Annotated in this window: 18 protein-coding genes and 1 pseudogene; 11 read left to right on the top strand and 8 right to left on the bottom strand. The window is 73.0% G+C overall.

Going from position 1 to position 22,608, the window contains the following annotated elements; translation table 11 throughout:
- A partial coding sequence (locus GSF22_RS12495) for a LysR family transcriptional regulator (RefSeq protein WP_208813705.1) occupies positions 1-853 on the bottom strand: 853 nt, incomplete at its 3' end.
- Between the two features lie 77 nt (positions 854-930).
- Between GSF22_RS12495 and GSF22_RS12490 the strand changes: the two genes are divergently transcribed.
- From GSF22_RS12490 to GSF22_RS12475, 4 genes are all read left to right on the top strand, one after another.
- Positions 931-1,617 (top strand): succinate dehydrogenase cytochrome b subunit, encoded by a 687-nt coding sequence (locus GSF22_RS12490; protein ID WP_307803949.1) that lies wholly within the window; start codon positions 931-933, stop codon positions 1,615-1,617.
- A gap of 2 nt (positions 1,618-1,619) precedes the next feature.
- Complete coding sequence (locus GSF22_RS12485) at positions 1,620-3,557, top strand: fumarate reductase/succinate dehydrogenase flavoprotein subunit (protein WP_208813703.1); 1,938 nt, start codon at positions 1,620-1,622, stop codon at positions 3,555-3,557.
- Positions 3,554-4,315: a succinate dehydrogenase/fumarate reductase iron-sulfur subunit gene (locus GSF22_RS12480; protein WP_208813702.1), complete on the top strand. Its 762-nt coding sequence runs from the start codon at positions 3,554-3,556 to the stop codon at positions 4,313-4,315. The genes GSF22_RS12485 and GSF22_RS12480 overlap by 4 nt, the downstream gene beginning before the upstream one ends.
- Positions 4,316-4,672: 357 nt before the next feature.
- Positions 4,673-6,424: a hypothetical protein gene (locus tag GSF22_RS12475; protein ID WP_244367246.1), complete on the top strand. Its 1,752-nt coding sequence runs from the start codon at positions 4,673-4,675 to the stop codon at positions 6,422-6,424.
- A 96-nt stretch (positions 6,425-6,520) separates the two neighbouring features.
- Here GSF22_RS12475 and GSF22_RS12470 read toward each other — a convergent pair whose 3' ends face one another.
- The 4 genes from GSF22_RS12470 to GSF22_RS12455 are packed head-to-tail and all read right to left on the bottom strand — an operon-like array spanning position 6,521 to position 10,158.
- The gene (locus tag GSF22_RS12470) at positions 6,521-7,759 is read right to left on the bottom strand and encodes an ABC transporter permease (RefSeq protein ID WP_307803948.1); all 1,239 of its coding nucleotides are present in this window, start codon (positions 7,757-7,759) and stop codon (positions 6,521-6,523) included.
- A complete protein-coding gene (locus GSF22_RS12465; RefSeq protein WP_208813701.1) occupies positions 7,756-8,472 on the bottom strand; it encodes an ABC transporter ATP-binding protein in 717 nt (238 codons plus the stop codon). The genes GSF22_RS12470 and GSF22_RS12465 overlap by 4 nt, the downstream gene beginning before the upstream one ends.
- The gene (locus GSF22_RS12460) at positions 8,465-9,619 is read right to left on the bottom strand and encodes a peptidoglycan-binding protein (RefSeq protein WP_307803946.1); all 1,155 of its coding nucleotides are present in this window, start codon (positions 9,617-9,619) and stop codon (positions 8,465-8,467) included. Before GSF22_RS12460 ends, GSF22_RS12465 begins: the two co-directional genes overlap by 8 nt.
- On the bottom strand, positions 9,616-10,158 hold the full coding sequence (locus GSF22_RS12455; protein ID WP_244367244.1) for a hypothetical protein: 543 nt from the start codon (positions 10,156-10,158) through the stop codon (positions 9,616-9,618). The genes GSF22_RS12460 and GSF22_RS12455 overlap by 4 nt, the downstream gene beginning before the upstream one ends.
- 136 nt (positions 10,159-10,294) lie before the next feature.
- Here GSF22_RS12455 and GSF22_RS12450 point away from each other — a divergent pair, with 136 nt between their 5' ends.
- The 6 genes from GSF22_RS12450 (at position 10,295) to GSF22_RS12425 (ending at position 16,745) form a co-directional block, all read left to right on the top strand.
- A complete protein-coding gene (locus GSF22_RS12450; protein WP_208813700.1) occupies positions 10,295-10,951 on the top strand; it encodes a response regulator transcription factor in 657 nt (218 codons plus the stop codon).
- A 64-nt stretch (positions 10,952-11,015) separates the two neighbouring features.
- Entirely contained in the window at positions 11,016-12,203 is a 1,188-nt protein-coding gene (locus GSF22_RS12445) for a sensor histidine kinase (protein ID WP_208813699.1), read from the top strand.
- 39 nt (positions 12,204-12,242) lie between these two features.
- Entirely contained in the window at positions 12,243-13,427 is a 1,185-nt protein-coding gene (locus GSF22_RS12440) for a zinc-dependent alcohol dehydrogenase (RefSeq protein WP_208813698.1), read from the top strand.
- On the top strand, positions 13,424-14,353 hold the full coding sequence (locus GSF22_RS12435; RefSeq protein WP_208813697.1) for an SDR family NAD(P)-dependent oxidoreductase: 930 nt from the start codon (positions 13,424-13,426) through the stop codon (positions 14,351-14,353). Before GSF22_RS12440 ends, GSF22_RS12435 begins: the two co-directional genes overlap by 4 nt.
- A gap of 52 nt (positions 14,354-14,405) precedes the next feature.
- The gene (locus tag GSF22_RS12430; protein WP_208813696.1) at positions 14,406-15,428 is read left to right on the top strand and encodes a serine hydrolase; all 1,023 of its coding nucleotides are present in this window, start codon (positions 14,406-14,408) and stop codon (positions 15,426-15,428) included.
- Between the two features lie 171 nt (positions 15,429-15,599).
- Positions 15,600-16,745, top strand: a complete 1,146-nt coding sequence (locus tag GSF22_RS12425; RefSeq protein ID WP_208813695.1) for an MBL fold metallo-hydrolase — start codon at positions 15,600-15,602, stop codon at positions 16,743-16,745.
- 99 nt (positions 16,746-16,844) lie between these two features.
- Here GSF22_RS12425 and GSF22_RS12420 read toward each other — a convergent pair whose 3' ends face one another.
- The 3 genes from GSF22_RS12420 to GSF22_RS12410 all read right to left on the bottom strand — a co-directional run bounded on the left by GSF22_RS12420 (position 16,845) and on the right by GSF22_RS12410 (position 20,097).
- The gene (locus GSF22_RS12420) at positions 16,845-17,522 is read right to left on the bottom strand and encodes a PIG-L deacetylase family protein (protein WP_208813694.1); all 678 of its coding nucleotides are present in this window, start codon (positions 17,520-17,522) and stop codon (positions 16,845-16,847) included.
- Positions 17,519-18,445 (bottom strand): methionyl-tRNA formyltransferase, encoded by a 927-nt coding sequence (locus GSF22_RS12415; RefSeq protein ID WP_208813693.1) that lies wholly within the window; start codon positions 18,443-18,445, stop codon positions 17,519-17,521. The genes GSF22_RS12420 and GSF22_RS12415 overlap by 4 nt, the downstream gene beginning before the upstream one ends.
- 140 nt (positions 18,446-18,585) lie before the next feature.
- Positions 18,586-20,097 (bottom strand): deoxyguanosinetriphosphate triphosphohydrolase family protein, encoded by a 1,512-nt coding sequence (locus GSF22_RS12410; RefSeq protein ID WP_208813692.1) that lies wholly within the window; start codon positions 20,095-20,097, stop codon positions 18,586-18,588.
- Between the two features lie 221 nt (positions 20,098-20,318).
- Between GSF22_RS12410 and GSF22_RS12405 the strand changes: the two are divergent.
- Positions 20,319-22,608, top strand: a pseudogene (locus tag GSF22_RS12405) (Tex family protein); the annotation flags it as partial.

The following is a 22,608-nucleotide window of genomic DNA, read 5'->3' as shown; positions in this document are numbered from 1 at the left end:
GTTCCCGGGCGGCGTGGGTGGGTACGGCCTCCCGTCGGCGGGCCAGCGCGATGGTGCGGCGCACCCCGGGCGGGGCGAGCGGGGTGACCCGGATGCCGGGGCGCCGGGCCACCACGATGCCGGGTACCAGGGCGACGCCGAGGCCGGCCTCGACGAAGCTGAGCACCGCGTCCATCTCACCGCCGTCGACGGCGAAGGTGGGTTCGAACCCGGCCTCCCGGCAGGCGGCGAGGGTGGCGTCACGCAGGTCGTAGCCGGCCCGGAACATCAGCAGCGGCTGGCCACGCAGGTCGGTGAGGTGCAGTGCGCCGCCGTCGGTGGTGACCGGCAGCGGGTCGACCGAGGCGACCACCAGGCTCTCCCGCAGGATCGGCTCCACCCGCAGCCCCGGGTCGGTGCCCTGGGCGGGCAGGATGATCAGGGCCAGGTCCAGCTCGCCCCGGAGCAGGTCGCGGACCAGGTCCTGGGACCCGCTCTCCTCCACCCGCAGGTCGACGTTGGGGTGGGCGTCCCGGAACCGGCGCAGCACCGGCGGGGCGAGCGAGGTGACCAGGCTGGGGGTGGCGCCGAGGCGTACCCGCCCCCGGCGCAGCCCCATCAGCTCCTGGACCTCGCGCTGGGCGGTGTCGGTGTCGGCGAGGATCCGGCGGGCCAGCGGCAGCAGCACCTCCCCGGCGGCGGTGAGGGTGATGTTGCCCCGGATCCGCTCGAAGAGCGGGGCACCGAGGCTGCTCTCCAGGGCGTGAATTTGCTTACTCAGCGAAGGCTGGGTGATGCCGACCAGGTCCGCCGCCTGGGTGAAATGTCGGGCTTCGGCCACCGCCACGAAGTACCTCAGCTGATGGAGCTGCATCTACATAGCTTAAAGCTATCGGAACTACGGTTTCGATGCATTGGACGACTGAATGCTGCTCTCCTAGCGTCGATCGGGTGGTAGTCACGACTCGGTCGCCCATCCGCTCCAGTGTCGGCCTCAAGGCCGTGATGGCGGTGACGGGCATCGTCCTGGTGCTGTTCCTGATCGCGCACATGCTCGGCAACCTGAAGATCTTCACCGGCCAGACCTCGTTCGACCACTACGCGCACTGGCTGCGCGAGATCGGCGCCCCGCTGCTGCCCGGGGTCTGGTTCCTCTGGATCCTGCGGACCGTGCTGCTGGTCGCGGTGCTGGCCCACATCGGGGCCGCCACCACGCTCGCGCTGCGGGCCCGCGCCGCCCGTCCGGTGCGGTACGCCCACCGGAGGCCGGTACAGGGCAGCTACGCGGCCCGGACGATGCGCTGGGGCGGCGTGATCATCGGACTCTTCGTGATCTACCACCTGCTCGACCTGACCACCGGGGCGCTGAACCCGGTCGGCGACCCGAGCCGCCCCTACGCCAACGTGGTCGCCGACTTCGCGCCGGACCGCTGGTACGTGACCCTCTTCTACACCCTGGCGGTCGTCGCCGTCGGTTTCCACCTGCGGCACGGCGCGTTCAGCGCCCTGCGCAGCCTCGGCCAGCAGACCCCGCGCGGCGAGCGCCGGGCCCGAGCCGTGGCGCTGGTCCTCGCGGTGGCGCTCTGCGCCGGCTATCTCGCGGTCCCGTTCGCCGTACTCACCGGATTGGTGGACTGATCATGGATCTCTGGCAGGAGGGCGACCCGATCGCCGACACCACGGCACCGGACGGTCCGGTGGAGACCCGCTGGGACCGCCGCCGCTTCGCCGCCAGACTGGTCAACCCGGCCAACCGCCGCAAGCTCACCGTGATCGTGGTCGGTACCGGCCTGGCCGGCGGGTCGGCCGCCGCCACCCTCGGCGAGCTGGGCTACCGGGTGAAGTCGTACTGCTACCAGGACAGCCCGCGTCGGGCCCACTCGATCGCGGCGCAGGGCGGCATCAACGCGGCGAAGAACTACCGCAACGACGGCGACTCGGTCCACCGGCTCTTCTACGACACCGTCAAGGGCGGCGACTTCCGCTCCCGGGAGTCGAACGTGCACCGGCTGGCCCAGGTCTCCGTCGAGATCATCGACCAGTGCGTGGCCCAGGGCGTGCCGTTCGCCCGCGAGTACGGCGGGCTGCTGGACACCCGGTCCTTCGGCGGCGCACAGGTGCAGCGCACCTTCTACGCCCGGGGGCAGACCGGCCAGCAACTGCTGCTCGGCGCGTACCAGGCACTGGAACGGCAGATCGCGGCCGGGACCGTGGAGATGAACTCCCGGCACGAGATGCTGGAACTGGTCGTGGTGGACGGCCGGGCCCGGGGCATCGTGGTCCGGGACCTGGTCACCGGCGAGATCAGCACCGAGTTCGCGGACGCGGTGGTGCTCGCCTCCGGCGGGTACGGCAACGTCTTCTACCTCTCCACCAACGCCAAGGGCTGCAACGTCACCGCCACCTGGCGGGCACACCGCAAGGGCGCCTACTTCGCCAACCCGTGCTACACGCAGATCCACCCGACCTGCATCCCGGTCTCCGGCGGGTACCAGTCGAAGCTGACCCTGATGAGCGAGTCGCTGCGCAACGACGGCCGGGTCTGGGTACCGAAGGCAAAGGGCGACGACCGGGCTCCCCGGGACATCCCGGAGAACGAACGGGACTACTACCTGGAGCGGATGTACCCGGCGTTCGGCAACCTGGTCCCCCGGGACATCGCCTCCCGCGCGGCGAAGAACGTCTGCGACTCCGGGCACGGGGTCGGCCCCACCGGTCTCGGGGTCTACCTGGACTTCGCCGACGCGATCGGCCGGCTCGGCCGCAACGCCGTCGAGGCCCGGTACGGCAACCTCTTCGAGATGTACGAGCGGATCACCGGTGAGGACCCGTACCGGGTGCCGATGCGGATCTACCCGGCGGTGCACTACACGATGGGCGGGCTCTGGGTCGACTACGACCTCCAGTCGACCGTCCCGGGTCTGTTCGTCATCGGGGAGGCGAACTTCTCCGACCACGGGGCGAACCGGCTCGGTGCCTCGGCGCTGATGCAGGGGCTGGCCGACGGGTACTTCGTCCTGCCCAACACCATCGCCGACTATCTGGCCGCCGGCCCGTTCGCACCGGTCGACGCCAACCACCCGGAGGCGGTCGCGGCCCGCGCGGACGTCGAGGACCGGCTGGCCCGGCTGCTGGCGGTCGACGGTGACCGGACGGTCGACTCGTTCCACCGGGAGCTGGGCCAGATCATGTGGGAGCACTGCGGCATGGAACGTACCGACGCCGGCCTGCGCAAGGCGATCGGTGAGATCCGGGCGCTGCGCGAGCAGTTCTGGCAGCGGGTCCGGGTGCCCGGGGACGGCGAGCGGCTGAACCAGGCACTGGAGAAGGCCGGCCGGGTGGCCGACTTCTTCGAACTGGCCGAGCTGATGTGCGTCGACGCGCTGCACCGGGAGGAGTCCTGCGGCGGTCACTTCCGGGCCGAGCACCAGACGCCCGACGGGGAGGCGCAGCGCGACGACGAGCGGTTCGCCTACGTCGCGGCCTGGGAGTACACCGGCAGCGACCGGCCGGCGGTGCTGCACCGGGAGAACCTGACCTTCGAATACGTCCACCCCTCGCAGCGGAGCTACAAGTGAACCTCACCCTGCGCATCTGGCGGCAGTCCGGCCCGGGAGACAAGGGCCGGATGGTCACCTACCCGGTCGCGGACATCTCCCCGGACATGTCGTTCCTGGAGATGCTCGACGTACTCAACGAACGGCTCACCCTGGCCGGCGAGGAGCCGGTCGCCTTCGACCACGACTGCCGCGAGGGGATCTGCGGCGCCTGCGGCATGGTCATCAACGGCAACGCGCACGGCCCGCAGCGCGGTACCACCGCCTGTCAGCTGCACATGCGGCACTTCACCGACGGCGAGACGATCGACATCGAGCCGTGGCGGGCCCGCGCCTTCCCGGTGGTGAAGGACCTGGTGGTGGACCGCAACGCGTTCGACCGGATCATCGCGGCCGGCGGTTACGTCACCGCACCCACCGGCAGCGCCCCGGAGGCGCACGCCACGCCGGTGGCGAAGGCGAACGCCGACGCGGCCTTCGAGGCGGCGGCCTGCATCGGCTGCGGGGCCTGCGTGGCGGCCTGCCCGAACGGGTCGGGCATGCTCTTCACCGCCGCGAAGGTCACCCAGCTCGGCCTGCTGCCGCAGGGCCAGCCCGAGCGGTACACCCGGGTCCTCGGCATGGTCGACGCCCACGACGAGGCCGGGTTCGGCGGGTGCACGAACGCCGGCGAGTGCACGGCGGTCTGCCCGAAGGGCATCCCGTTGAGCACCATCGGCCGGCTGAACCGGGACTACCTGCGGGCGACCGCGAAACGGGGCGACACCCCCGGCACCTGAGGCACGACAGTGAGAACTTCTGGTGAACTCCGAAGAAGTTCATATCGCACGCTTATGCCGAGTGAACAACGGCCATTTTTCGCAGTCCGGAAAAGCGCCCTGCACAATGGCCGTCAATTACGGCTGGTCGCGAATGGTACGCCCGACTCGCCGCTATCCGGAAAACACCCGGCCACCGGGCCGGCGGCGACCACCCGGTTCCAAATTATTTAATGGCGGGAACAACCCGAAAGCCATTCATGGAAGTGTTAGCGTCTCTTCCGCACGGCTCCGTGCAAACCCCCTTCAGCCGGCGGCGATCCGGCGACCCGTGCCCGGGTACCGGCGCCGCCCCGAACGGTGCCGGAAGGAAGACAGATGCGTCGGCTCCACCTACCAGGACGACTACTACCCGTCCTCGCCGTCCTGGGTCTCGTCGCCACCTCGGCCGCCCCCGCCGCCGCCGAGGTCACCACCGGGCACCACCCGGAGACCGTACGGCTGCTGGCCAAGGCCGCCGCCGACGAGTGTTTCGCCGGGATCGGCGTCGACTACCCGGCCGGGCCACCCTGCGCGGTGGGCCGGGAGAAGGTCAACCAGTCGTACGTCTGGGGCCTGGCCAAGGCCGGACGGCAACTCTGGTTCGGTACCGGGGCGAACGTGCTCTGCCTCAAGCCGGAGGGCTACGACGTCGGGGAGCCGATCCTCAACGACGACTACGCCTGCGAGTTCGCCAACAGCCAGCCGGCCCGGCAGAACCCCTCCCTGCCGGCCAACCTCGGTGACCACCGGATGCCGGAGGTCTACACCTACGACCTGGCGTCCGAGCGCCTCACCGAACGGACCGCGGACATCACCGCCGCCTCGCCCGCCGACGCGGCACTGTTGCGCTCGACGGCCGGCCTGCGCAGCGGTACCGCCCACCAGGGCGTGGTGCTGCTCGGTGGCCCCAGCCTCGTCGCCGGGGTCAACCTGTTCGCCTTCGACACCTTCACCGGCCGCTTCCTCGGTTCGACGAATCTGGGCGCGTACGAGAACATCCGGCACTTCGCGATCGCCGACGGCGTGCTCTACGCGGGTGTCGGGTTGGGCACCAACGGCGGCGACTCGGGTCGGGTCCTGCGCTGGACGGGCGACCGGACCGATCCGTTCTCCTTCACCGAGGTCGCCGACCTGCCGACCCAGGTCGCCGACCTCACCGTGCACCAGGGCCGGATCTACGTCTCCACCTGGCCGAAGGCCATCGTGGGCGCGGGCGTGACCGGCGCGGACGGCACCGGGACGGGTACCGCCGCCACCGGGGTGGGCACCGGCGCCGTCGACACCACCGACCTGGCGAGCATCTGGATGAGCCCGCTGCTGGCGGACGGGGAGCCGGGCCTGACCCCGGGCGACGCCCACAGCTGGACGCAGGTCTGGTCGGCCGCCGAGTACGAGCCGGACCCGGTGGTGCGGCGGGCGTACGCGCTGGGCGGTCTCGCCTCCTACGGCGGTCACCTCTACTGGGGCACCATGCACGTTCCGCTCCAGGCCACCGCGCTGCACCTCGCGGTGTACCCGCCGAAGAACCAGGCCCAGCTGGCGGCCACCGTGCAGAACACACAGCGGGCGTTCGTGGTCTTCCGGGGCCGGGACTTCGACGGTGCCGACCGGGCGGTCGAGACGCTCTACGGTGAGTCGCAGCTGCCGGCCTTCGACCCCGCCGCGAACGGCGGGGTGGGTGGCTGGCAGACCCGTCCGACCGGGATGACCCCGGTCTACGGCGGGTCCGGCTTCAACGACCCCTACAACCTGTACGCCTGGAAGATGCTGGTGGCCGGTGGGCGGCTCTACATCGGCACCATGGACTTCGCCTACATCGCCCTCGGTGGCGAGATGCCGGCACCGGAGACCGGGGCGACGGCGGTCGACCCGCCCACCTTCGGCTCCGACCTGTGGTCGTTCGACGCCCCGGGGCGGCCGGCCCGCGCGGTCGACCGGACCGGCTTCGGCAACCCGCTCAACCAGGGCGTACGGACCATGGTGGCGGACGGTTCCACCGTCTACCTCGGTATGGCCAACCCGATGAACCTGCGCACCGACCCGGCCGGTCCGCTGGGCGGTTGGGAACTGCTCGAGCTGACCCGGTGACGCGACGGCGCCCGGCGCCCGGTATCCGTACCGGTCGCCGGGCGCCGCACCCGTCCCGCCCCGCGTGGGGTGACCCGCCGCTGCGGGGCCGTACCGTCAGGGCGTGGCCAGCGCCTCGGTGGGCGAGAGCCGGCTGGCCCGGACCGCCGGGTAGAGCCCGGCCACCGCGCCGATGACCACCGTCGCCCCGATGCCGCCGGCCATCACCCACAGGGGCACCACCGTCGGCCAGTCCCGGGAGAGGGCGTAGCCGGCGGTGACGACCACCCCCAGCAGCACCCCGCCCAGCCCGCCGAGCGCGGACAGCAGCAGCGACTCGGCGAGGAACTGGGTCCGGACCTGGCCCCGGGTGGCGCCGAGCGCCCGGCGCAGGCCGATCTCGGCCCGCCGCTCCAGCACCGAGATGACCATCGTGTTCGCCACGCCGACGCCCCCGACCAGCAGCGCCACCGCGCCCAGGCCCAGCAGCAGGCCGGTGAACGCCTCGTCGGTGGCCTGCCGGGCGGCGAGCGCGTCGGAGGGGCGGGACACCTGGATCTCGTTGGCCTGCTCCGGGTTGGCGGTCGCGGCGAGCACCCCGCGTACCGCCTCGACGTGCCGCTCGGCGGAGCGGGTGTAGATCCGGGTCGGGTGCCCGTCCAGCCCCAGGTAGGTGGTGGCGGCCGGCCAGCCGACCAGCGCCGCCGAGTCGAGTTCCGGGGCCAGCGGGACCGGCCGGAGGATCCCGACCACGGTGAACCACCGACCGTCGATGTAGACCTGGATGTCCGGTCCGGCCGCGCCGAGCCCGAGCCGTTCGGCGGCGACCGCACCGAGCACGGTGGCCGGGTACCGCGCGGTGGCCTCGTTGAGCCAGGTGCCGTGGGCCACCGTGCCACCGACGGTCGCCAGGACGTCCAGGGTGACCGCCTGGGTACCGAGCCCACCGGTCTGCGGTGCCGGGATCCGGTCCGACCGGTAGACCGGCGTGTCGGCGAGCTGGGCGACCGCGGCGACCTGCTGCACCGGGCCGATCCGGGAGATCATCGCCACCGACTCGGTCGGTAGCTGGGCGTCGGCACCGAACAGGGTGCTGCCCGGCGCGACGGTGAGCAGGTTGGTGCCGAGCGCCGCCAACGTCCGGTCCAGGTCGGCCCGGGACGACGAGGAGATCCCGACGACGGCGATCATCGCCGCGATGCCGATGGCGATACCCAGCGCGGAGAGGAAGGCCCGCAGCGGTCGGGTACGCAGCCCCACCCCGCCGACCCGCAGCACGTCACGCGCACTCAGTCGGGCCGGGCGCAGCCGGACCGGGCGGGCCGTCCCCTCCGACCGGGTCGCTGTCGCGGTCACCGGAGCACCTCCCGCAGCAGGACGTGGTCGGCCACGATCCGCCCGTCGCGCATGTGCACCTGGCGGGGCAGACTGGCCGCGATCTCCCGGTCGTGGGTGATCACCACGACCGTGGTGCCGGCCGCGTGCAGCCCGTGCAGCAGCTCCATGACCCCGGCACCGGAGGTGGAGTCCAGGTTGCCGGTGGGCTCGTCGGCGAGCAGCAGCGGAGGTTCCCCGACCACGGCCCGGGCGATCGCCGCCCGCTGCCGTTCACCGCCGGAGAGCTGGTGCGGGCGGTGGTCCAGCCGGTGCCCCAACCCGACCCGCCGCAGCGCGGTCTCCGCGCGCCGGTGCCGCTCCCGCCGGGGTACGCCCGCGTAGAGCAGCCCGTCGGCGACGTTCTCCACCAGCGGTACGCCCACCGCCAGGTGGAACTGCTGGAACACGAAGCCGATCCGGCTGGCCCGCAGGGCGGACAGTTCCCGGTCGGTCAACGTCGACGTGTCGTACCCGTCGATGCGTACCGTGCCCGAGGTGGGCCGGTCCAGGGTGCCGATCACGTTGAGCATGGTGGACTTGCCGGATCCGGACGGGCCGACGATGGCGACCAGTTCGCCCCGGCCGACGGTCAGGTCGACCCCGTCGAGGGCGGCGACGCTGTCGCCGTACCGCCGGGAGACGTTCCGCAGCTCCACGACGTGGTCGACGGTGGTCGGGCGCGGCTCAGTCACCGGGCATCCCCACCGTCAGCCCCTCGACGACCGCGTCGCCGGAGACCTCGACCCGGCCGGCGGCGAAGAGACCGGTCTTCACCGCGACGATCCGGGTACCCGCGTCGTCGACGACCTGGAGGCCGTACCCGCCCTCGGCGAGGGCGAGCAGCGCGGCGACCGGCACGGTGAGCACGTCGGCGCGTTCGGCGGCGACGAACCCGACGTCGACCGCCGCCTGTTCGAAGCCGGTGAGGGCGGCAGGGTCGTCGCCGGTCACCGAGACCTCGATCTTCGTCTCGGTGACCGGGTCCTGGCCGGCCGCCCCGGCCGAGGTCTGGATGACCGTCTCGACGGCACCGATCCGGCCAGTGGTCCGTTTCCCGTCGGGCAGGGTGATGGTCACCTCCGCACCCTTGCGGGCCAGCCGCTGGTCGTCGATGTCCAGGGTGCAGGTGACCAGCCGGGCGGTGCCGGTGACGGAGAGCACCGCCCGGCCCGGGCCGACCGCGTCGCCCACCTCGGCGCCCTGGCTGGCCACCCGGACCGTGCCGGCGGCGTAGACGATCCGGCCCGGCTCGACCTGGCCGGTCTCCGGCACCCCGAGGTCGTCCTGCCAGGCGCGGACCGCGTCGGCGGTGGCGGAGGTGAACTCCTGGTCGACGGTGAAGCCGGTGTAGCCGAGTTCGGTCAGGTTGCGCTCGAACTGTTCGACGTCCCGGCCGTCGACCCCGGAACGCAGCGTCCGGTACGCCGGCAGGCTGCCGTACAGCAGCACCACCGGGGTGTCGTCGACCCGGTAGAGGGCCTTTCCCCGGGTGACCGTGCTGCCGGTGGCGGACAGCCAGGTCAGCGTGCCGTTGTACCGGCTGTCCAGGGCGCGCGGAGTGCCGTACCCCAGCTCGCCGGTCTTGGTCTCCCGGTCCACGAGCGTCTGCCGGGTGACGGCGGTGGTGGCCGGTGGGGGCGGGGCGGCGCCGGCCGACTCCCCGGCGCTGCCGTCGGCGGCCACCCCGACCGCGACCGCCCCGCCGGCCAACGCGACGACCGTCCCGGCGGCCAGCACCGTGACCGGCCGCCAGCGGCGGCGCCGGGCCGGTGGGTCGGGCGTACCGTCCCCTCCGGTCACCGGGGCGGCCCCGGCGTCCGTGCCGAACGGCGCGCTCACGGCGTCCCCCGACGGTCGCCGAGGTTGGGCAACGACTCGCGGCACTTGTCGAACGCCGCCCGGACCGCCGGGTCCTTCCGGTCGATACCGGCCTTGCCCGGCTGGATCCGGCCGTCGGCCTCCGGGTCCGGGAAGTGGGGTACGCCGTTCTCCCGCATGCAGCGGGCGAGTTTGCGGACCTGTTCGATCTGCTCGGCGTTGAGCTGCCGGGGCTGGCCGCCGTTCGGGGCGAACTCGCGGCACGCCTGGAGGGCCGCCTCCACCTTGGCCGGGTCCACGTCGGCACCGAAGTTGAAGCGTGGGCCGTTCTGTCCCGGCTCCGGGTCCGGCACGTCCAGCCCCTCCTCGCGCAGGCAGCTGGTGAACCTGATCCGGCGTTCCTCGTCGCTCAACGCGACGGCGGTGAGCGTCGGCTTCGCGCCGTCGCCACCGGCCGTGGCCACCCCACCGTCGTCCCGGTCGTCCCCGCCGCAGGCGGCCAGCCCGAGGGCCGCCACGAGGGGCAGGGCGAGCAGTACGCCCGTCAGCCGTCCCCGCATCGTCGTGTACTCCTTTCTCCCAGGCCGGTCGGCGACCGGCTCCGTGGACGAGTCAACGTGACGGGCCGTAGCGGGGGCGTAAACGCCGGGGTGCCGTTAACGGCGTGGTTATGCCGGCGTGGAGGAAGATGCAACGGTGCGGGTACTGGTGGTCGAGGACGAGAGACTCCTGGCGGATGCGATCGCCGAATGGCTGCGCCGGGAGGCGTTCGCGGTGGACGTCGCGTACGACGGGGACGCCGCGCTGCAACGGCTCGGGGTCAACGGGTACGACGTGGTGGTGCTGGACCGGGACCTGCCGGTGGTGCACGGCGACGACGTGTGCCGGGCGGTGGTCGAGTCCGAACGGGACACCCGGGTACTGATGCTGACCGCCGCCGCAGCGGTCCGGGAACGGGTCGCCGGCCTGGCCATCGGTGCCGACGACTACCTGACCAAGCCGTTCGCGTTCATCGAGCTGAGTGCCCGGGTGCACGCGCTGACCCGGCGGACCCGGCCGGCCGCGCCGCCCCGGCTGGCCCGGGCCGGCATCGTCCTCGACCCGGCCCGGCTGGAGGTCACCCGGGACGGTCGGCACGTGGCGCTGTCCCGCAAGGAGTTCGGGGTGCTGGCCGAGTTGCTGCGGGCCGACGGGGCGGTGGTCTCCACCGAGGAACTCCTCGAACGGGCCTGGGACGAGCACATCGACCCGCTGACCAACGTGTTGCGGGTCACCGTGATGAAGCTGCGCCGCAAGCTCGGCGAGCCACCCGTCATCGAGACGGTGCCCGGCGTCGGGTACCAGATCCGGTGACGCTGCCGGCGATGGCGATGGCGATGGCGACGGTGACGGTGACGGTGACGGGAGACCGGGTCCGGTGAAGAAGCTGACCATCCGCGCCCGGCTGACGCTGATCTACGGCGGGTTGTTCCTGTTCGCCGGTACGGTCCTGCTCGCGGTGACGTACGTGCTGGTGGACCAGCGCCTGACCCGGGGGCTCGGGTTCAACCTGCGCGGTTCGGGTTCCCGCAGTGTGCCGCTGCCGCAGTCCGGTACGCCGATCACCGCCGAGCAGGCGGAGACGCTGCGCGGTCTGGTCCGGCAGGTCCAGGAGGACGCCCGGCAGGACGCCCTGGACTCGCTGCTCACCCAGGGCGGGGTGGCGCTGGCCGTGGTGACGGTCGCCGCCGTCGCGTTCGGCTGGCTGGTCGCCGGTCGGGCGTTGCAGCCGCTGAACCAGATCACCGGCACCGCCCGCCGGATCGCCGGGGCGGACAGCGCCGGCCGGGGCCTGCACGAACGCATCGCGCTGGCCGGGCCGACCGACGAGGTGAAGGAACTGGCCGACACCTTCGACCTGATGCTGGAACGCCTCGACCGGTCCTTCGACGGCCAGCGGCGGTTCGTCGCCAACGCCTCGCACGAGCTGCGTACCCCGCTGGCGATCAACCGGTCCCTGGTCGAGCTGGCCATCACCCGGCCAGACGCCCCGGCGGAGCTGCGCCAGCTCGGGGAGACGCTGCTCACGGTGAACGAACGGCACGAACGGCTCATCGACGGGCTGCTCACCCTGGCCGACTCGGAGAACGAGCTGGGCGAGCGTACCGAGGTGGATCTCGCCGAGGTGGCCGGCCACCTGGGCGACCAGACCGCCGGCCGGACGGCCCTGACCGTCTCGGTCGACCTGGCCCCGGCCCGGACGGTGGGCGACCCGGTGCTGCTGGAACGGCTGACCCAGAACCTGCTGGACAACGCGGTACGGCACAACGTCGACGAAGGCGGCTGGCTGACCGTCGCCACCACGACGGTCGGCGACCGGGCCGTGCTGACCGTCACCAACAGTGGTCCGGTGGTGCCCGGGTACGAGGTCGAGTCGATGTTCCTGCCGTTCCGGCGACTCAACCGGGAACGGACCGCCGGCAACCGGGGGTTCGGGCTGGGCCTGTCCATCGTCCGGGCGGTGGCCCGGGCGCACGGGGGTACGGTGCACGCCCTGCCCCGGCCCGGCGGCGGTCTGGTCGTCACCGTCGCACTTCCCACGGTTCACCGACCGGTTCCGGGGTAGCAGTCCCTACGCAGGATCCGACACGGCGGAGGGACCGGTATGCGGGCACTGACCTGGCACGGCAAGCGTGACGTTCGGGTGGAGACGGTGCCCGACCCGAAGATCGAGGAGCCGACCGACGCGGTCGTGCGGATCACCTCGACCGCGATCTGCGGCTCCGACCTGCACCTGTACGAGGTGCTCGGGCCGTACCTGAAACCCGGTGACGTCCTCGGCCACGAACCGATGGGGATCGTCGAGGAGGTCGGCCCGGGGGTGACCCGGTTACGCCCGGGTGACCGGGTGGTGGTGCCGTTCAACATCGCCTGCGGCTCGTGCTGGATGTGCGAGCGGCAGCTCTACGCCCAGTGCGAGACCACCCAGGTCCGCGCCGAGGGCAAGGGCGCCGCCCTGTTCGGCTACACCTCGCTCTACGGGTCGGTACCCGGCGGCCAGGCCGAGTACCTGCGGGTGCCGCAGGCCCAGTTCGGCCCGATCAAGGTCCCGGCGGACGGGCCGGACGAGCGGTACCTCTACCTCTCCGACATCCTGCCCACCGCCTGGCAGGCCGTCCGGTACGCGGACGTCCCGCCCGGCGGCACGCTCGCGGTGTTCGGCCTCGGGCCGGTCGGGCAGTTCTGCACCCGGATCGGCCGGCATCTCGGTGCCGACCGGGTGATCGGGTTGGACCTGGTACCGGAGCGGCTGGAGATGGCCCGCCGGCACGGGGTCGAGGTGCTCGACGTCAGCGAGTTGGACGACGTACCCGGGACCCTGGTCGACCTGGTCGGCGGGCGCGGCCCGGACGCGGTGATCGACGCGGTCGGGATGGAGGCGCACGGCTCCCCCACCGGGAAGCTGGCCCAGGCCGCCGCCGGGCTGCTCCCGGACCGGCTGGCCCAGTCGCTGATCGACCGGGCCGGGGTGGACCGGCTCAGCGTGCTGCACGCGGCGGTGAAGGCGGTCCGGCGGGGCGGCACCGTGTCGATCTCCGGGGTGTACGGCGGCGAGCAGGACCCGATGCCGATGATGGAGCTGTTCGACCGGGGTGTCCAGCTCCGGATGGGGCAGTGCCACGTCCGCCGCTGGACCGACGAGATCCTGCCCCTGCTCACCGCCGACGGTGACCCGCTGGGCGTGCAGGACCTGCGCACCCACCGGGTACCGCTGGACGAGGCGCCGCAGGCGTACCGGATGTTCCAGGAGAAGGCCGACGGGTGCGTCAAGGTGGTCCTCGCCCCGTGAGCCGGGTGGTGGTGGTCACCGGGGCGTCCAGCGGGATCGGCCGGGCGGCGGCCCACCTGTTCGCCGCCCGCGGCGACCGTCTGGTGCTCGCCGCCCGCGCGCCGGACACCCTGGCCGAGGTACGCGCCGAGTGCGGGGCGGCCGGCGCGGAGGCGGTGGCGGTGGCGGTACCCACCGACGTCACCGTTCCCGGTGCGGTCCAGGCGTTGGCCGACGCGGCGGTGGACCGGTTCGGCCGGATCGACGTGTGGCTGCACACCGCGGCGGTGATCGCCTACGGCCGGTTCGACGAGGTCCCCGAGGAGGTCTTCGAGCAGGTGGTCCGGACCGACCTGCTGGGCGCGGCCCGGGTGGCCCGGGTGGCGCTGCGGCACTTCCGGCAGCGCCGGACCGGTGTGCTGATCCTCGGCAGCTCCGTGCTCGGGCAGGTCACCACGCCGTACCTGAGCGGGTACGTGACCAGCAAGTGGGGGCAGCGCGGGCTGGCCCGGGTGCTGCGGCAGGAGAACCGGGACCTGCCCGGGGTGCACGTCTGCCTGGTCAGCCCCGGCGGGGTGGACACCCCGGTCTACCGGCAGGCCGCCAGCTACCTGGGGGTGGGTGGCCGGCCGCCGCCACCGCTGCTGGACCCCGGACGGGTGGCCCGGGCGGTGGTCCGGTGCGCCGACCGGCCCCGCCGGGACGTACCGGTCGGGTGGGCGAACCCGGTGCTGCGGTTCGGCTTCACGGTGCTGCCGGGGGTGTACGACACCCTGGTCGGCCCGTTGATGCGCCGGGCCGGACTGGACCGCCGAACGGTGTCCGCGCACGACGGCACGGTGTTCCGGCCGAATCCGGCCGGGGAGGCGGTACGCGGTGGCTGGCGGCGCCCCGCCCGGTGGCGGCGGGCGCCTGCCGGGACCTCGGAAAAGCCGCGAATCGCCTAGGGTGGCCGGGACGTACCCAGCCGGTACGGAACATCCAGGACGGGAGAGGCGCTTGACGATCAGGATCAACCGGAGGACCGCCCTCGGCCTCGGCTCGGTGGCCACCGCCGGCGCCGTACTGGGGCCGGCGGCCCCGGCCGACGCGGAGCCGGCCGACCAGGGGGACGACGACGGCACCCCGACCACCCCGCAGTCCGCCGCCGACCGGATCGCCGCCGTTTACCAGCGGCAGAAGCTCCGGGCCGGCGGGACGTGGCACTCGTACGTCACCGTGGCCGATCCGGCCGGACCACCGGTCGCCGCCGTTGCGGAGGGGGCGGACGACCGGGTCGAGGCGTACAGCGTCAACAAGATCGCGGTGGCCACGGCGGTACTGGACAAGGTCGACCGGGGTCTGCTCAGCCTCACCCAGCAGGTGGAGGTGACCGCCGCGATCGTGGTCCCGGGCGGCGACGGCATCTTCAGTCTGGACGGGGCGTACCCCAGCTCGGTCACCCTGGGGCACGTGCTGGCCAACCTGCTCACCGTCTCCGACGACACCGCCGTACGGCTGTGCGGGCTGGTCTGCCCGGCGGCGGAGATCAACCAGATCCTGGTGGCCAAGGGCTTCCCGCAGACCCAGGTGCAGCCGGTGGCGAACCCGAACCGGTTCTTCCTCGGCAGCACCACCCCCCGGGAGACGCACGACCTGCTCCAGGCCCTGGTCGGTGACCGGTTGCTCGCCCCCGGCTCGACGGCGTTCCTGCTCGGGCTGCTGCGCTCCCCCGTCGCGTACACCGACGGTTTCCGGCGCACCATGTCGTCCGGGGAGCGGGCCCGGGTGGCCACCAAGGCGGGCTGGTACGGCGACGCCCGCAACGAGGCCGGGGTGGTCTTCGACACCTCGGGCAGCCCGGTGCTGACGTACGCGATGTTCGCCGCCGGTCAGGCCGACCCGGACAACTTCGGCGCCACCCATCCGGCGGTGGCGGCCCGCGCGGTGATGGGTCGCCGGTTCCTCGACGCCGTGTCCGCGCTCGACGGCGTGGGGACGGCCCGGCGGGCGGCCCGCCACCGGCCCAGCAACGGCGGCTGACCGACCCCGCCGCAGGCTGCCCCGGTTGCCGACAGGTCCACCGGCCGCCGCGACACCCGGTCCGGCCGCACCCGCGCCCGGACCGGGCCCACCACCACCCGGCGGCCGGTGGGCCCGGCTGGGCGCGGCTGGCTAACGTGGGACGCCGGACGGCAAGGGAGGGGCACCCTGATGGCAGCGGCGACGGAACCGGACCGGCGGCGGCAACGACGGCGGCGGGCGGCAACGGCGGGCGCGGTGGGCGTGGCGGTGGCCGCGACCGCCTGGGCGCTCCGGGACATCCCGACGGCGCTCGGCGGACGGATCCGGGGGGACCGCGCGCAGCGGGTGGCCGGCTCCCCGCAGTACCGCGACGGGGTGTTCCGCAACCCGGTCGGTACCCGCACCATGGTCACCGAGCCCGGCCGGAACCTGCTCCGCGAGCTGCTCTTCGGCCCGCAACGGCGCCGGCCCACGCTGCCGGTGCCGGTCCTGCGGCCGGCCGACCCGCCCGCCGGTCCGACCGGGCCTGAGCTGAACATCGTCTGGCACGGGCACGCCTCGACACTGATCGAGATCGAAGGGCACCGGGTGCTGACCGATCCGGTCTGGAGCGACCGCTGCTCCCCGTCGGCGCTGGTCGGTCCGCGCCGGTTGCACGCCCCGCCGGTGGCGCTGGACGAACTGCCCCGGCTGGACGCCATCCTGATCTCCCACGACCACTACGACCACCTGGACGTCGCCTCGGTCCGTGGACTCACCCGGACCCAGTCGGCCCCGTTCCTCGTCCCGCTCGGCGTCGGCGCGCACCTGGAACGCTGGGGCGTACCGGCCGGGCGGATCGTCGAACTGGACTGGGACGAACGGCACCGCATCGGCGGGCTGGAGATCGCCGCCACCGCCGCCCAGCACTTCTCCGGCCGGGGGCTGCGCCGGGACGGCACCCTCTGGGCGTCCTGGGTGGTGGCCGGTACGCACCGGCGGGTCTTCTACACCGGTGACTCGGGCTACTTCGACGGGTACGCGGCGATCGGCGCCGCCCACGGCCCGTTCGACGTGACGCTGATGCAGATCGGCGCGTACGACGCCGCCTGGCCGCACATCCACATGTTCCCGGAGGAGGCCGTCGCCGCCCATCTGGACCTGCGGGGTGACCTGCTCGTCCCGGTGCACTGGGCGACGTTCAACCTGGCCCTGCACTCCTGGGCCGAGCCGGTCGACCGGCTCTGGCGGGAGACCAAGGCGCGCGGGGTCCGGCTGGCGGTACCCCGTCCCGGCGAGCGGGTGGTGGTGGACCAGCCCCCGCCGGTCGACGCCTGGTGGCAGACGGTGGCCTGAGCCGACCACCCCCGGTGCCGCGGGACGGGTCCGGCGGGGTCGCTTCCGCCGGTCGGGCCGGTCAGGGCAGGGCGGTCCCGCGGAGCACACTGCTGCCGGTCAGGGCAGGGCGATCCCCCGGACCAGCACGAACGGCTCGGCCGCCGGGCAGCCCACCACCGTGCCCCAGTGCTCGGCGTGGACCCGCAGGGCCCGGTCGTTGCGGGGGTGCGGCCACTCCCGCCACTCCGACCGGTAGTGCCGGAACGCCTCCAGTTTGCGTTCCAGGGTGGCCGAGATGTCGACGAACCAGTTCGGCACCCACCAGGTCTCCGGCGCGGGGGTCCACTCCGTACTGGACGTCGGGGCGTAGGTGAGGACCCGCCGGACCGACTGCCCCGGGCGGGGCCGGGTGGCCACCGCCACCGAGGAGAAGACCGTCCGGTGGTCGAGGTTGACGTCGGCCTGGACACAGTAGACGGTGTCCGGTTGGAACTCGGCGACCTGCCGTTCCACGACCCGGTTGACCTCCACGTGCGGCAGGGTGTCCAACCGCATGTCCGGCAGGTCGAGGTGGACGTAGTCGGTGACGCCGAGGGTCGCCGCCGCCTTGCGCGCCTCGGCCTGCTTCTGGAGCAGGATCTCGGTGTCGTCGGCGTACTGGGTGGAGGAGCCGTCGGTCACGCAGCAGATGCGTACCGCGTCACCACGGTCCGCGTGCCGGGCGATGGTGCCGCCCATGCCCAGGATCTCGTCGTCCGGGTGGGCCGCGAGGATCAGGATCCGCCGGTCGCTCATCCCAGCACCGTCCCCTTGTCGAGCAGCCCGTGCAGGTCGGTGTCGCGGAGCACCGCGTGGTCGCGGTACGACACCTCGCGGATCAGCAGCGCGTCCGCGCCGCAGGCGACGAGTACCCCGTCGGGGCGGTGTTCGAGCACCATGCCGGCGGGCGACCGGTGGTCGTTGGTCTCCGGCCGGGCCCGCCAGACGGTCAGCCGTTCGTCGCCCAGCCAGGTGAACGCCCCCGGGTACGGGTGGGTCTGGGCCCGCACCCAGGCGTCGAGCTGGGGTGCCCGGGTCTCCCAGTCGATCAGCCCGTCCGGCGGGGTGCGTCTGGTCCAGTAGCTGGCCCGGCGCGGGTCCTGCGGGATGCGGGGCGCGGTGCCGGCGGCGATCTGCGGGAAGCAGGTCCGGACCAGGTCGATGCTCTGCTCGTGCACCTTGGCGTAGAGGGTGGTGGCCGTCTCGTCGGGCGCGATGTCGATGACGCTCTGGCCGACGATCGGACCGGAGTCGGCGGTCGCGTCGGGGATCTCGAAGAGGGTGACCCCGGTCCGGGCCAGGCCGGTGATGATCGCCCAGGGGATCGGTGCCCGCCCCCGGTGCCGGGGCAGCAGGGCGGGGTGCATGCCGAACGTCCCGCCGGACGGTACGGCGAGGATCTCGTCGCGGAGCAGTTGCGACCAGCCGATCACCCAGAGGCTCTCCGGGGCGAGGTCCCGGACCGCCGCGACGCACTCCGGGTCGTTGACGTTGCGGGCGTGGACGAGCGGCACGCCGAGCCGCTGCGCCACGTCCTCGAAGCCGCACATGCCGGAGACCTCGGGACGGACCGGTCCGGGCAACGTGACGATCCCGGCCACCTCCGCACCGGCCTGTGCCGCCGCTTCCAGGCACGCCTTCCCGGTGATCTCGAAGCTGATCCAGACAATTCGCTTCACCCCGGCGACTCCTCCCGATACCCCGAAGCACGCCCACGGCATGCCATAACGGGCATGGTAGGGATCCCGCCCGCCAAACCCGGCGAACCACGCCGGGTGAACACCCGACCTCTGACCGTGACCGCACCCGCCGTCGCCGGTCAGAGCACGAATGCGTCGGTCCAGAGCGCACCCGAACGGCCGGAGAGCGCGTCGAGCAGCGCCACCGCCTGACCGTCGGTGAGGGAGGCGACGAAGTCGACGATCGCCCGGCCCCGGGCCTTCGCGTCGCGCTGCGGGGTACGGGGATGCAGCTCGGCCTCGGCCAGCTCGACCAGGTCGTGCAGCCGGCGGGGCAGCCGGGCCTCCTCGGCCGGGTCGAGAATCCAGCTCAGCAGGGCCTCCACCAGGGTGGCCAGCAGCCGGCCCTGACCCCGCTGGTGCAGGGCCAGATCGGGCCGGGCCAGCACGAACCGGTGGTGGACGAACTTGAGCACCTGCACCTCGTGCCACTGCGCCCCGGCGAGCAGCACGTGACCGGAGCGGACCGACGGTTCGGCGACCACGGTGATCGCGTCGACCAGCCGGGCCGTCCACCGCGCCGAGAACCGGGCGACACACTGCTCGGCCTCCACCGAGCCGTCGAACGGGGCGGCCAGCAGCCCGTCCACCAGCTCGGCGCGGACGTGCTCGACGGCGGCGGCGAACGCCTCGTCGTCGCTGATCCAGCCGTCCTTGCGACGCAGCTGCCGGCGCAACCGCTCGATCGCCGTGCCCGGCCGCCGGGCGGTACCGCCGAGCGCCGCGTCGGTCATCGCGCGGAACTGGCCGACCTCCCGCTGCCAGGCCATCAGCTCGGCGGAGACCGCGCCCTGCTGGAGCACCCCCACCCGGTAGAAGTCCTCCACGTCGTGGATGGCGTACGCGATGTCGTCGGCGGTGTCCATCACCGACGCCTCCACGGTCTGCTGCCAGTCGGCGATCCGCCCGACGAACGGCTCCCGGGCCTGCCGCAGGTCCGCCAGCTCGGTGCGGTACGCGCCGAACTTCACCGAGCCGCTCGCCGGGTCGTCCGCCGGAGCAGCCGCGCCCCGGGGCGGCGGGACCAGGTGCCTCGGGTGCGGGTCCGGGTGGTCCAGCCGGGTCCACGGGTACTTGAGCATCGCCGCCCGCACCGCCGCCGTCAGGTCCAGCCCGGTGGTCGCGGCGCCCCGGATCTCGGTACTGGTCACGATCCGGTACGACTGGGCGTTGCCCTCGAACCCGTCGGGCAGGCCCAGGCGTTGCCGGGCCAGCCGGTCCAGCACCTGCTCACCGAGGTGCCCGAACGGTGGGTGCCCCAGGTCGTGGGCGAGCGCCGCCGCCTCCACCACGTCCGGGTCGCAGCCACCGAGCGCGTCCAGCAGGTCGCGGTACCGTGGGTCGGCGGTGAGCCGTTCGGCGATCGCCCGGGCCACCTGGGCGACCTTCAGGCTGTGCGTGAGCCGGTTGTGCACCAGCAGACCCGACCCGCCCGGGCTGATCACCTGGGTCACCCCGGCCAGCCGGGCGAAGAACGGGGAGCTGACGATCCGGTCCCGGTCCGCCCGGAACGGGTTGGCGGCCAGGTCACCCAGGGCGCGGGCACTGCCGCCGAAGAGCCGGCGGGCCCGGGGGTCGGCAGGTCGTTCCATGATCGGACGTTAGCTCAGCCCCGCCCCCACCGGTAAGGAAGGGCCCCCGCTTAACGTTTCTGGTAGAGGAAGGGCCCCTTGTTAACACCTCGGCCGGGTACCGGTGGCGGGCGGGGGACGGCGCGGCAGCCACCGGCGACACCCGGAGCGCCCCGGCACGATGCGACAACGTCCGGACGGCCCGGCAGAATGCGACAGGCGCAACCACCACCAGAAGGCGGATCAGATCGTGACGACCTCTGTACACCAGCGGATCGCCGAGGAGCTCGGCGTCCGCGAGGGCCAGGTAAGGGCCGCTGTCGAACTGCTCGACGGCGGGTCGACCGTGCCGTTCATCGCGCGGTACCGGAAGGAGGCCACCGGCTCGCTCGACGACGCGCAGCTGCGCACCCTGGAGGAGCGGCTGCGCTACCTGCGCGAGCTGGAGGAACGCCGCAGCGCGGTGCTGGAGTCGATCCGCAGCCAGGGCAAGCTCGACGACGCCCTGGCAGCCCAGATCATGGCGGCCGACTCGAAGGCCCGGCTGGAGGACATCTACCTGCCGTACAAGCCGAAGCGGCGGACCCGGGCGCAGATCGCCCGCGAGGCGGGGCTGGAGCCGCTGGCCGACGCGCTGCTCGCCGACCCGGGGCAGGACCCGAAGACGGTCGCCGCCGGGTACGTCGACGCCGACCGGGGGGTGGCCGACGCCACCGCCGCGTTGGACGGCGCGCGGGCCATCCTGATCGAACGGTTCGCCGAGGACGCCGACCTGATCGGTTCGCTGCGTGAGCAGATGTGGTCGCGGGGCCGGCTGGTTTCCCGGGTACGCGAGGGACAGGCCGAAGCCGGCGCCAAGTTCGCCGACTACTTCGACTTCGCCGAGCCGTACCCGAAGCTCCCCTCGCACCGGGTACTGGCGGTGTTCCGGGGCGAGAAGGAGGGCGTGCTCGACCTGACCATGGACCCCGAGCCGGAGGGCGACGTCGACGACGTGCCGACCGGCCCGGGCCGGTACGAGGCGGAGATCGCCACCCGGTTCGGGGTGACCGACCGGGGCCGCCCGGCCGACCGGTGGCTCGCGGACACGGTGCGCTGGGCCTGGCGTACCCGGATCCTGGTCCACCTCGGCGCGGACCTGCGGATGCGGTTGTGGCAGGCGGCGGAGGAGGAGGCGGTCCGGGTCTTCGCCACCAACCTGCGGGACCTGCTGCTCGCCGCGCCGGCCGGCACCCGGGCCACGATGGGTCTCGACCCGGGGCTGCGGACCGGGGTGAAGGTCGCGGTGGTCGACGCCACCGGCAAGGTGGTCGCCACCGACACGATCTACCCGCACGAGCCGCGCCGGCAGTGGGACGCCTCGATCGACACGCTGGCCCGGCTGGCGAAGGCGCACGGGGTGGAGCTGGTCGCGATCGGCAACGGCACCGCCTCCCGGGAGACCGACAAGCTCGCCGGGGACCTGATCAAACGCCATCCGGAGCTGGGCCTGACCAAGATCGTGGTGTCCGAGGCGGGCGCGTCGGTCTACTCCGCCTCGGCGTACGCCTCGCAGGAACTGCCCGGTCTGGACGTCTCGCTGCGCGGCGCGGTCTCCATCGCCCGGCGGTTGCAGGACCCGCTCGCCGAACTGGTCAAGATCGACCCGCGTTCGATCGGGGTGGGGCAGTACCAGCACGACCTGTCCGAGGTGAAGCTCTCCCGGTCGCTGGACGCGGTGGTCGAGGACTGCGTCAACGCGGTCGGGGTGGACGTGAACACCGCGTCGGCGCCGCTGCTGACCCGGGTCTCCGGCATCGGGGCCGGGCTCGCGGAGAACATCGTGCTGCACCGGGACGCGAACGGGCCGTTCCGCTCCCGTTCCGAACTGAAGAAGGTGTCCCGGCTCGGGCCGAAGGCGTACGAGCAGTGCGCCGGGTTCCTGCGCATCCGGGACGGCGACGACCCGCTGGACTCGTCCAGCGTGCACCCCGAGGCGTACCCGGTGGTCCGGCGGATCCTGAAGCACACCGGCGGTGACCTGCGGTCGCTGATCGGGCAGAGTGCGATCCTGCGCGGCCTGCGGGCCACCGACTTCGTCGACGACACGTTCGGCCTGCCCACCGTCACCGACATCCTCAAGGAGCTGGAGAAGCCGGGGCGGGACCCGCGGCCGGCGTTCCGCACCGCCACCTTCGCCGAGGGGGTCGAGAAGATCAGCGACCTCACACCCGGGATGGTGCTGGAAGGGGTGGTCACCAACGTCGCCGCGTTCGGCGCCTTCGTCGACGTCGGCGTGCACCAGGACGGGCTGGTACACGTGTCGGCGATGTCCCGGACCTTCGTCAAGGACCCCCGCGACGTGGTCAAATCCGGGGACGTGGTCCGGGTCAAGGTGCTCGACGTGGACGTACCCCGCAAGCGCATCTCGCTGACCCTGCGCCTGGAGGACGAGACCGAGCCGGCCCCCCGGCGCGGCGGCTCCACCGGGGGTGGCCGGCGCGACAGCGACGGTGGTCGGGGCGGCCAGACCGACGGCGGTCAGCGCGGCCG

It is taken from the genome of Micromonospora echinofusca, assembly GCF_017614955.1.
GTDB lineage: Bacteria > Actinomycetota > Actinomycetes > Mycobacteriales > Micromonosporaceae > Micromonospora > Micromonospora echinofusca_A.
The sequence above is the reverse complement of the archived record's forward strand: the minus strand, read 5'-3'. Positions and strand labels throughout refer to the sequence as shown.